The sequence below is a fragment of the Kitasatospora sp. NPDC093550 genome (assembly GCF_044764985.1).
GTDB lineage: Bacteria > Actinomycetota > Actinomycetes > Streptomycetales > Streptomycetaceae > Kitasatospora.
The window spans coordinates 1-10,945 of sequence record NZ_JBIWJF010000062.1; the positions used below are offsets into that span (position 1 = coordinate 1).

The 10,945-nt window shown below is 72.2% G+C and carries 8 protein-coding genes; 4 read left to right on the forward strand and 4 right to left on the reverse strand.

The genetic code is table 11. The features are described from left to right. Positions 1–113: 113 nt before the first annotated feature. Complete coding sequence (locus ACIRD3_RS40100; RefSeq protein WP_402227025.1) at positions 114–575, reverse strand: GNAT family N-acetyltransferase; 462 nt, start codon at positions 573–575, stop codon at positions 114–116. Between the two features lie 114 nt (positions 576–689). After that, complete coding sequence (locus tag ACIRD3_RS40105) at positions 690–1,481, reverse strand: VOC family protein (RefSeq protein ID WP_402227027.1); 792 nt, start codon at positions 1,479–1,481, stop codon at positions 690–692. A 230-nt stretch (positions 1,482–1,711) separates the two neighbouring features. On the opposite strand from ACIRD3_RS40105, the gene ACIRD3_RS40110 reads away from it, so the two are divergent. The 3 genes from ACIRD3_RS40110 (at position 1,712) to ACIRD3_RS40120 (ending at position 6,717) form a co-directional block, all read left to right on the forward strand. Continuing rightward, entirely contained in the window at positions 1,712–3,943 is a 2,232-nt protein-coding gene (locus ACIRD3_RS40110) for an ATP-dependent RecD-like DNA helicase (RefSeq protein WP_402227030.1), read from the forward strand. A 225-nt stretch (positions 3,944–4,168) separates the two neighbouring features. Beyond that, on the forward strand, positions 4,169–5,458 hold the full coding sequence (locus tag ACIRD3_RS40115) for a citrate synthase (protein ID WP_402227032.1): 1,290 nt from the start codon (positions 4,169–4,171) through the stop codon (positions 5,456–5,458). 539 nt (positions 5,459–5,997) lie between these two features. Next, entirely contained in the window at positions 5,998–6,717 is a 720-nt protein-coding gene (locus ACIRD3_RS40120) for an SDR family NAD(P)-dependent oxidoreductase (RefSeq protein WP_402227034.1), read from the forward strand. A 68-nt stretch (positions 6,718–6,785) separates the two neighbouring features. Here ACIRD3_RS40120 and ACIRD3_RS40125 read toward each other — a convergent pair whose 3' ends face one another. Beyond that, on the reverse strand, positions 6,786–9,170 hold the full coding sequence (locus ACIRD3_RS40125; protein WP_402227036.1) for a heavy metal translocating P-type ATPase: 2,385 nt from the start codon (positions 9,168–9,170) through the stop codon (positions 6,786–6,788). Between the two features lie 68 nt (positions 9,171–9,238). Next, entirely contained in the window at positions 9,239–9,457 is a 219-nt protein-coding gene (locus ACIRD3_RS40130; protein ID WP_402227038.1) for a heavy-metal-associated domain-containing protein, read from the reverse strand. Between the two features lie 154 nt (positions 9,458–9,611). On the opposite strand from ACIRD3_RS40130, the gene ACIRD3_RS40135 reads away from it, so the two are divergent. Continuing rightward, complete coding sequence (locus tag ACIRD3_RS40135; protein ID WP_402227040.1) at positions 9,612–10,787, forward strand: PP2C family protein-serine/threonine phosphatase; 1,176 nt, start codon at positions 9,612–9,614, stop codon at positions 10,785–10,787. The last annotated feature ends 158 nt before the right edge of the window (positions 10,788–10,945 follow it).

Below are 10,945 nucleotides of genomic sequence, written 5' to 3' on the forward strand. Positions count from 1 at the left end.
CGATGGTACTGCAGGGGGGACCCTGTGGGAGAGTAGGACGCCGCCGAACAATCATTCCAGAAAGCCCCTTCCCGGTCCGGGAAGGGGCTTTTTGCTTTTGTGCTTTCGCGTTCTCAGAGCTTCAGTTTGAAACCGAGGTGCGACTGCACGAACCCGAGCCGCTCGTAGAAGCGGTGGGCGTCGGTGCGGGTGGCGTCGGAGGTGAGCTGCACGAGGTCGGCGCCGAGTTCGCGGGAGCGTTCGATGGCCCATTGGATCAGGACGGTGCCGAGCCCGGTGCCGCGTTCGTCGGCGTGGATGCGGACGGCCTCGATGATCGTGCGGGTGGAGCCCTTCCGGGCGAGGCAGGGGACGACGGTGAGTTGGAGGGTGCCGATGGTCCGGCCGGCGCGCTCGGCGACGACGAGGTGCTGGTGCGGGTCGCCGTCGATGCGGGCGAAGGCGGCACGGTAGGGGGTGAGGTCGTCGGGGCTCTCGCGGGTCGCGCCCAGTGGGTCGTCCGCGAGCATCGCCACGATCGCGGGGAGGTCCGCCTCGGTGGCCCGGCGGATCGTTAGATCGGTCCTGTCGCTCATGATCAGAGAATAGGAGTCACTGGGAGGCCGACCGCACCTGTCTACGCCCGTAGCACCCCCTCACGCCCTTCTGGGGGCCCGGTAAGGAGGCCGACGGGGAGAAGTGAGCCGGTGTCATTCCCCGGGCTCGGTACTGCTGATGACGGCGAAGACGGCGCCGTGCGGGTCGGACAGCTGAGCGAGGCGGCCGACGCCGTGGACGTCCGTGGCCGGGAGCCGTACGGTCGCGCCGAGGGTCGCGGCGATGGCGAGGCTGGCGTCGGGGTTGGGGACCTCGAAGTACGGGAGCCAGTGCGAGCCGGTGCCGGCGTCGGTCCGTTCGGGGTCGAGCTGCACGATGCCGCCGTGGGCGTCGTCGGTGCCGCCGCCCGCCGGGGTGAGGACGGTGTAGACCGAGCCCTCGTACGGGACGTCCTGCTCCTGCCAGTCGAAGACCGTGCGGTAGAAGGACTTGGCGAGTTCGGCGTCGATGCTGTGGCACTCGGCCCAGCAGAGGCTGCCCTCCGCGTCGACGAGCTCCAGGCCGCGGGTGTCGTGCGGTTGCCAGACGGCGAAGTCGGCGCCGGTGGGGTCGGTGTAGCCGGCCATCCGGCCCGACGTGAAGACGTCGAAGGGGGCGAACCGGACGCGGCCGCCGGCCTGTTCGACCAGTTCGGTGGTGCGGTCGGCGTCGACGGTGGCGAAGTACAGCGTCCAGCCGGGCGCGGAGCCCTCCTCGGGGAGCGGGCCGAGGGCGGCGACCGTCCGCCCGTCGAGTGTGAAGAAGCCGTAGCCGCCGGACGCGGGGCCGGCCGAGTCGTAGGTCCAGCCGAAGAGCGCGGTGTAGAAGTCGGCGGAGGCCCGGGTGTCGGGGCTGCTCAGGTCGAGCCAGTTCGGGGAGCCGGGGCGGAAGGCGGTGTTGAGCATCTCGGCACTGCTCCTCGGACGGGGCCGGCCCCGGGCGGGCGCGGTCGACGGCCCCCCCTTCCTGTCCCTCACAGCCTGGCACCTCGGCGCAGACGCCGCGCGGCAGGCTCCGGCCCCGGCCGGGCGGGCCCACGGCCCCGGTGCCCGCGTTCCGGGGCTGTGGGCTTGTCGGGGCAGGACGGTACGGTGCGTAGCGGAATCATCCACCCGTACCGGTCGAAGGGGGCCCGGTGAGCAAGCAGGCGCCGTCGGGACAGCAGCCGCGCCAGCTCGCGCAGGTCGAGGGCGTGCTGGAGCGGATCACCTACGCCAATGAGGAGACCGGCTACACGGTGGCCCGGGTCGACACCGGCCGGGGTGGGAACGACCTGCTGACCGTGGTGGGCGCGCTGCTGGGGGCGCAGGTCGGGGAGTCGCTGCGGCTGCACGGCCGGTGGGGCTCGCACCCGCAGTACGGGCGGCAGTTCACGGTGGAGAACTACACGACGGTGCTGCCGGCCACCGTCCAGGGGATCCAGCGGTACCTGGGCTCGGGGCTGATCAAGGGGATCGGGCCGCGGTTCGCCGAGCGGATCGTGGAGCGGTTCGGGGTGGACACCCTGGAGGTGATCGAGACCGAGCCGGGCCGGCTGATCGAGGTGCCGGGGCTGGGGCCGAAGCGGACGAAGAAGATCGCGGCGGCCTGGGAGGAGCAGAAGGCCATCAAGGAGGTGATGGTCTTCCTGCAGGGCGTCGGGGTGTCGACCTCGTTGGCTGTGCGAATCTACAAGCAGTACGGCGACGGTTCGATCGGTGTGGTGAAGAACGAGCCGTACCGGCTGGCCTCGGACGTGTGGGGCATCGGCTTCCTGACGGCGGACCGGATCGCCCAGGCGGTGGGGATCCCGCACGACAGCCCGGAGCGGGTGAAGGCCGGGCTGCAGTACGCGCTGTCGCAGAGCAGCGACCAGGGGCACTGCTTCCTGCCGGAGGAGCGGCTGATCGCGGACGGCGTGAAGCTGCTGCAGGTGGACGTCGGGCTGGTGATCGACTGCCTGGCGGAGCTGGTGGCGACCGAGGGGGTGGTGCGGGAGCCGGTGCCGGGGGAGGGGGGCGAGCCGATCACCGCGGTGTACCTGGTGCCGTTCCACCGGGCGGAGATCTCGCTGGCCAACCAGCTGCTGCGGCTGCTGCGTTCGGACACCGACCGGATGCCCTGGTTCGCCGACGTGGACTGGCCGGTGGCGCTGGACTGGCTGGCGAAGCGGACCGGGGCGGAGCTGGCGCCGGAGCAGGAACAGTCGGTGCGGCTGGCGTTGACCGAGCGGGTCGCTGTGCTGACGGGTGGGCCGGGGTGCGGCAAGTCGTTCACGGTGAAGTCGATCGTGACGCTGGCCCTGGCGAAGCGGGCCAAGGTGGTGCTGGCGGCGCCGACCGGCCGGGCGGCGAAGCGGTTGTCGGAGCTGACCGGGGTGGAGGCCTCGACGGTGCACCGGTTGCTGGAGCTGAAGCCTGGCGGGGACGCCGCGTACGACCGGGACCGGCCGCTGGACGCGGACCTGGTGGTGGTCGACGAGGCCTCGATGCTGGACCTGATCCTGGCGAACAAGCTGGTCAAGGCCGTTCCGATGGGTGCCCACCTGCTGTTCGTCGGGGACGTGGACCAGCTGCCCTCGGTGGGGGCCGGGGAGGTGCTGCGGGACCTGCTGGCGCAGGGCGGCCCGATCCCGTCGGTGCGGCTGACCAGGATCTTCCGGCAGGCGCAGCAGTCCGGGGTGGTGACCAACGCGCACCGGATCAACGAGGGCAAGCCGCCGTTGACGGAGGGTCTGGCGGACTTCTTCCTGTTCGCGGAGGACGACGCGGAGCTGGCGGCCGGACTGACGGTGGACGTGGTGGCGCGGCGGATCCCGCGGAAGTTCGGCTTCGACCCGCGCCGGGACGTCCAGGTGCTGGCGCCGATGCACCGCGGCCCGGCGGGCGCGGGGAACCTGAACACACTGCTGCAGGGGGCGGTCACGCCGGCCCGGGAGGGGCTGGCCGAGCGCCGGTTCGGCGGCCGCACCTTCCGGGTGGGGGACAAGGTCACCCAGGTCCGCAACAACTACGACAAGGGGCGCAACGGTGTCTTCAACGGCACAGTGGGAGTGGTGACCGCCCTCAGTGTGGACGACCAGCGGTTGACGGTGCTCACCGACGAGGACGAGGAGGTGGGGTACGACTTCGACGAACTGGACGAGCTGTCGCACGCGTACGCGGTGACCATCCACCGCTCGCAGGGCAGCGAGTATCCGGTGGTGGTGATTCCGGTCACCATGTCCGCTTGGACGATGCTCCAGCGGAACCTGCTCTACACCGCGGTGACCAGGGCACGGAAACTCGTGGTGCTGGTCGGGTCACGGAAGGCGATCGCGCAGGCCGTACGGGCCGTCAGCGCAGGTCGGAGGCATACCGCGCTCGCTCATCGGCTGACTACTGGATGATTATCCAACAGGATGGTTGCCTCTAATGTTCTCTTGACGTGAAGAGATTTACGGCAGAGCCTAGGGTGGTGCCGATCTTGTCCGGTTCGTACCGGCTGCGGCTGCAGGTTTTGTAGGGGCGGGCCCTTTCGGGCCACCCCGGGTGCGCGGCTGTCCTCCGGATGGGGGATCGTAGAGACAGTCAGGGCACCTTGGAAGAGGATTCATTTCGTCGGTGAGGAAGACGTGAGCGACAACTCGGTAGTACTGCGGTACCAGGACGGCGAGTACGAGTACCCCGTCGTCGAGAGCACTGCGGGCAACGCCGGCTTCGACATCTCGAAGCTGCTCCCGCAGACCGGCCTGGTCACCCTGGACAACGGCTTCGGTAACACCGCCGCGTACAAGTCCGCGATCACCTTCGTGGACGGCGACAACGGCATCCTGCGGTACCGCGGCTACCCGATCGAGCAGCTCGCCTCGCAGGGCGGGTTCATCGAGACCGCGTACCTCCTGATCAACGGTGAGCTGCCGAACGCGGACCAGCTGGCGGAGTTCAACCGCGAGATCACCCAGCACACCCTGCTGCACGAGGACGTCAAGCGCTTCTTCCAGGGCTTCCCGCGGGACGCCCACCCGATGGCCATGCTGTCCTCGGTCGTCGGCGCGCTGTCCACGTTCTACCCGGAGAGCCACAACCCCTTCGACGCGGCCCAGCGCCACCTGTCGACGGTCCGCCTGCTCGCCAAGCTGCCGACCATCGCCGCGTACGCGTACAAGAAGGCGATGGGCCAGCCCTTCGTCTACCCGCGCAACGACCTGAGCTACGTCGAGAACTTCCTGCGGATGACCTTCGCGGTCCCCGCCGAGGACTACGAGCTCAACCCGGTCGTGGTCAACGCCCTGGACAAGCTGCTCATCCTGCACGCGGACCACGAGCAGAACTGCTCGACCTCCACCGTGCGCCTGGTCGGCTCCAGCCACGCCAACCTGTTCGCCTCGATCTCGGCCGGCATCTCGGCCCTGTGGGGCCCGCTGCACGGCGGCGCCAACCAGGCCGTGCTGGAGATGCTGGAGAGCATCCAGAAGGACGGCGGCGACGTCGACTCCTTCATCACGAAGGTCAAGAACAAGGAAGCCGGCGTCAAGCTGATGGGCTTCGGTCACCGGGTCTACAAGGCGTTCGACCCGCGTGCCGCCCAGGTCAAGCAGCTCGCGCACGAGGTCCTCGGCCAGCTCGGCAAGAGCGACGAGCTGCTGGAGATCGCGCTCAAGCTGGAGGAGCACGCCCTCAAGGACGACTTCTTCATCTCGCGCAAGCTGTACCCGAACGTGGACTTCTACACCGGCCTGATCTACCGCGCCATGGGCTTCCCGACCAGCATGTTCACCGTGCTGTTCGCCCTCGGCCGGCTGCCGGGCTGGATCGCCCACTGGCACGAGATGATCAACGACCCGACCAGCCGGATCGGCCGTCCGCGCCAGATCTACACCGGCACCGCGATCCGCGACTACGTGCCGCTCGACGGGCGCTGACCCGGGCGGAAGCCGACAAGGGGCCCGGCCGCTGCCAGAGCGGCCGGGCCCCTTCGTGTCCCCGCGCGGCCCCCGGAGGGGTCGTGCGGGGGCGGAACCGTACGGCGCACGACTCCGGGGCCGGCCGCAACCGGGAACGGCCGCTCAAAGCGTCCCCAGCCCGCCAGAACCCCGGCGCCGTGCGCGAAGGCCGTCGAGGACGACGACCGTTCCCGGGGCCCGCCGGAGCCCCGTCGGCGGCAGCCGATGGAAGCGCGGGGACGCGTTGCCGTTCATCGCGTCCTCGCCCGTCGGAAAAACTGCCGCACTACCAACCTAAGACGTATCAGGGTGCGAGAAGTTACGCCCGGGGGGTGTGAGCTGCCTCTCGCCACGCTCCGTGTGCGGGTCGTACCCCGCCCATATCACACCTCCTCTCGCGCGGGACGTCACCCTCCCCGCAGTCACGGCAACCGAGCGTGATAGGAATCGTGGCATTCCGGTACGGACCGTCGCGCACACTCGCAGCGCGGCGGCGGAACTGGGGAGGGAGTGCGCAGATGGCCAGGAACGTCGTCGTCACCGGCGGTGGCACGGGAATCGGGTACGAAGTCGCGCGGCGGTTCGCCGAGCTGGACGACCGCGTGGTGATCGTGGGCCGCCGCCGGGCGGTCCTGGAGAAGGCCGCGGCCGACCTCGGGCCGAACGTGACCCCACTGGTGTGCGACCTCGCCGACCCTGACGACGTCGAGGCGGCGGTGCGCGAACTGCCCGAGCGGATCGACGTCCTGGTCAACAACGCCGGCAGCCGGGAGACCGTGGTCGGCGGCGGTCCGCACGCGCTGCTGGCCCGCTGGCGCGGCGACTTCGAGCGCAACGTGCTGACCGTGGTGCTGCTCACCGAGTCGATCCGCGACCGGCTCACCCCGGGCTCCGGCCGGGTGGTCACCATCAGCTCCATCGCCGCCCTGCGCGGGGCCGGCTCGTACGGCGCGGCGAAGGCCTCGCTGCACGCCTGGAACCACTTCCTGGCCGCCCAGTTGGGCACCTCGGGCATCACCGCCAACATCGTCGCGCCTGGGACGGTCAGCGGCACCGAGTTCTTCGGGCCGCGGCTGGACGAGGCCGAGGTCGCCCGGCGGGCCGCCCGCACCCTGCTCGGCCGGATCGGCGATACCGGTGAGGTCGCGGCGGCGGTGCACTTCCTCGCCTCGGCCGAGGCCGGGTTCATCACCGGCGAGATCCTGCACTGCAACGGCGGCGAGCTGCTGGGGCGTTGAGGCCCGGCACACGGGAGGGGCCCGGACCGATGGCGGTCCGGGCCCCTCGCGTCCGCTGCCGCCGGGGTTCAGGCCGGTCGGAAGCGGCGCAGCCGCAGGCTGTTGGTGAGCACGAAGACCGAGGAGAAGGCCATCGCGGCCCCGGCGATCACCGGGTCGAGCAGCCCGGCGGCGGCCAGCGGGATCGCCGCGACGTTGTAGCCGAAGGCCCAGAACAGGTTGCCCTTGATGGTGCCGAGGGTCCTGCGGGAGAGCCGGATCGCGTCGGCCGCCGAGCGCAGGTCGCCGCGGACCAGGGTGAGGTCGCCGGCCTCGATCGCGGCGTCGGTGCCGGTGCCCATCGCCAGGCCCAGGTCGGCCTGGGCCAGCGCGGCGGCGTCGTTGACGCCGTCGCCGACCACCGCCACGACCCTGCCCTCGGCCTGCAGCCGCTTGACGGTGTCGACCTTGTCCTGCGGCATGACCTCGGCGATCACGTGCTCCGGCGCGATGCCGACCTCGGCCGCCACGGCCTCGGCGACCGCCCGGTTGTCCCCGGTCAGCAGCACCGGGGTCAGGCCCAGCGCCCGGAGCTCGGCGATCGCCGCGGCGCTGGTCGGCTTGACCGCGTCGGCGACCTCCAGGACGGCCTGGGCCTCGCCGTCCCAGCCGACCGCGACGGTGGTGCGGCCGGCCGCCTCGGCGGCGGCCTTGGCGCGGGCCAGGGCGGGCGGCAGGTGCAGCGCCCGGTCGGCGAGCAGGGCCTCGTGGCCGGCCACCACCGTGCGGCCCGCGACGACACCCTCCACGCCCCGGCCGGGGACGCTACGGAAGCCGTCGACGGCGGGCAGTTCGCCGGCCTTGGCGGCGGCGTCGGCGATCGCCCGGGCGATCGGGTGCTCGGAGGCGTGTTCGACGGCTCCGGCCAGGCGCAGGGCCTCGGCCTCCGTGGTGGTGGCCGTGGTGTGGACGGCGAGCAAGGTCATCCGGCCGGTGGTGACGGTGCCGGTCTTGTCCAGCACGACGGTGTCCACCTTGCGGGTGGACTCCAGGACCTCGGGGCCCTTGATCAGGATGCCGAGCTGGGCGCCGCGGCCGGTACCGACCAGCAGCGCGGTCGGGGTGGCCAGGCCCAGGGCGCACGGGCAGGCGATGATCAGGACGGCCACGGCGGCGGTGAAGGCCTCGGTGGGGCTGTCGGCGGCCAGCAGCCAGGTGACCAGGGTGGCCAGGGCGATCAGGATGACCACCGGGACGAAGACGGCGGAGATCCGGTCGGCGAGGCGCTGGGCGGCGGCCTTGCCGTTCTGCGCCTCCTCGACCAGCTCGGCCATCCGGGCCAGCCGGGTGTCCGCGCCGACCCGGGTCGCCTCGACCACCAGGCGGCCGCCCGCGTTGACGGTCGCGCCGGTGACGGGATCGCCGACGGCGACCTCCACCGGGACGGACTCGCCGGTGAGCATCGAGGCGTCCACCGCCGAACCGCCCTCGACCACCACCCCGTCGGTGGCGATCTTCTCCCCGGGCCGGACCACGAAGCGGTCCCCGACGGCCAGCCGGTCCACCGGCAGGCGCGTCTCCCGGCCGTCCCGCAGGACGGCGACGTCCTTGGCGCCGAGGTCGAGCAGGGCGCGCAGGGCGGCGCCGGCCCGGCGCTTGGAACGGGCCTCCAGGTGGCGGCCGAGCAGGATCAGCACGGTGACGGCGGCGGCGGTCTCCAGGTAGAGCGTGGAGGAGGCGTCGGTGGCGCGGCCGACGGTCGGCGAGAAGTCGTGGTGCATCCCGGGCATGCCCGCGTGCCCCCAGAACAGCGCCCAGCAGGACCAGCCGAAGGCGGCCAGGGTGCCGAGCGAGACCAGGGTGTCCATGGTGGCCGCGCCGTGCTTGAGGTTGGTCCAGGCGGCGCGGTGGAACGGCAGGCCGCCGTACACCACGACCGGGCCGGTCAGTGCGAAGGCCAGCCACTGCCAGTTGGTGAACTGCAGGGCCGGGACCATCGACAGCAGGACCACCGGGAGGCTGAGCAGGGCGCTGATCGGCAGGCGGTCGTGGCGGGGGTACTCCCGGCCGGAGGCTGGGGGAGGGGCGGAGGTTCGGGGAGGGGTGGAGGCTGGGGGAGGGGCGGAGGTTCGGGGAGGGGCGGAGGGGGCGGCCCCAGTCCCGGCCTCGGCGTCGGCGGGGCGGGCGGCTGGGCGCGCGCCCGGGCCGGGTGGCTCGGGGGTGGTGGGGAGCGGGGGCGGCGGGAGTTCGGCGGTGTAGCCGGTGCGCTCGACGGTGGCGATCAGGTCCGCCACCGTGACGCCGGGGCCGTAGTCGACCCGGGCCTTCTCGGTGGCGTAGTTGACGGTGGCCTCGACGCCGTCCATCCGGTTGAGCTTCTTCTCGATCCGGGCCGCGCAGGAGGCGCAGGTCATCCCGCCGATGGACAGCTCGACCCGGTCCCGGGCCTCGACGTCCGGGGCGGATGTGCTCATGCGGATCAGCTCCTTGTCGGTGGGCGTAGGGCGGGGCCGCTGGTCCGGCCCCGCCGCACCTCGGCGGTTCAGGCGCTGCGGCCGACCAGCTCGTAGCCGGCCTCGTCGACGGCGGCGCGGACCTGCTCGTCCTCCAACGGCGCGGCGGAGGAGACCGTCACGGTCCCGGCCTTGGCGTCGGCGGCGACCTCGGTGACACCCGTCAGCGCGGAGAGCTCCTCGCTGATCGCCTTCTCGCAGTGGCCGCAGCTCATGCCGGACACGGTGTAGGTGATGGTGGTGGACATCGGGGCCTCCGGGGGCGGTAGGGGTTCCTGCAGTGGCGTGAGTCAGTGACAGAGTACCCCGGTGGGGTATTCCGGGAGGGGCGGGGGGAGGTGCATCGAATCGTAGGCGACGAGCGGGTGGGTGGGTGCCGTGATCGTCCCTTATGTTCGATATGTGTTTCCGATCCGCCGCGCCCAGTCGCCCTCGGCTCCCACGGCAGCCGGACTGCCGCCGGACCGGCGGCGCGGCGCCCTGCTGGCCGCCGACCTCCAGGACGTGCCGCTCTGGCGGCGCGCCGCCCCGGCGCTGCTGGCGATGCTGCTGGTCGCGCTGGCGGACCTGCTCTCCGGCAAGGACCGCTACCTCGCCCCGCTGATGACCGTCGTGCCGACCGTCGCGGCGCTGACCCTGCGGCCCCGCGAACTCCTCGCGGTCTGCGCGCTCGGGCTGGTCGCGGTGTTCGGGCTCAGCCACTACGACGAGGTCGACAACATCAACGACGCGCGCTTCCTCTACGGCGCGATGGTCAGCTACCTGGTGGTCACCGTCTTCTCCGCCTGGGTCGCCGGGCTCCGGATGCGGCGGGCGGCGGCCTTCGCGGCCGTCAGCTCCGTCGCCGAGGCCGCCCAGCGGGCCCTGCTGCGGCTGCCCGGGCCGGTGGTCGGGCCGCTGCGGCTCGCCGTGCGGTACGTGTCGGCGGCGGACGCCTCACGGATCGGCGGGGACCTCTACTCCGTCCTGGAGACGCCGCACGGGACCCGGGTCGCGGTCGGCGACGTCCGGGGCAAGGGACTCGCCGCGGTGCAGACCGCGGCCGTGGTGCTGGGCGCGTTCCGCGAAGCCGCGTACGACGAACCCGGGCTGCGGGGCGTCGCGGCGCGGATCGAGGCCAGCGTCGAACGGCACGTACCGGACGGGGAGTTCACCACGGCGCTGTTCGCGGAGTTCCGTACGCCGGGGGCGATGGAACTCCTGCAGTACGGGCACGTGCCGCCGATCCGGGTGGACGGCGAAGGGCGGGCGCACGTCCTGGACGCGCCGGACCCGTGGGTGCCGCTGGGCCTCGGACGGCTCGCGGCGGGCGAGCCGACCACCTGGGGGCAGCCGTTCGGGCCGGAGGACGTGCTGGTGCTCTGCACGGACGGGGTGGTCGAGGCGCGGCACCGGACGAGCGGGGAGTTCTATCCGCTGGCCGAGCGGGTGGGGGAGCTGGTGCGGGGAGCTGCGCGCTCGGCGGGGGAGCTGGAGGCGGCGGTGGGGCGGGTGTACGGGGATCTGTTGGCGCATACGGGTGGGGAGTTGCGGGATGACGCTTTGCTTTTGTTGATTGCTCGGGTGGGGGAGGGATGAGGGTTCCGCTGGCGCGGGGCTGGGGTGTGGGGGTGGCTTTCGGGAGGGTGGGGGGCGGGGGGGGGGGGGGGGGGGGGGGGGGGGGGGGGGGGGGGGGGGGGTGGTGTGGTGTGGGGGGGGGGGGGGGGGGGGGGGGGGGGGGGTGGGGGTGGGTATAA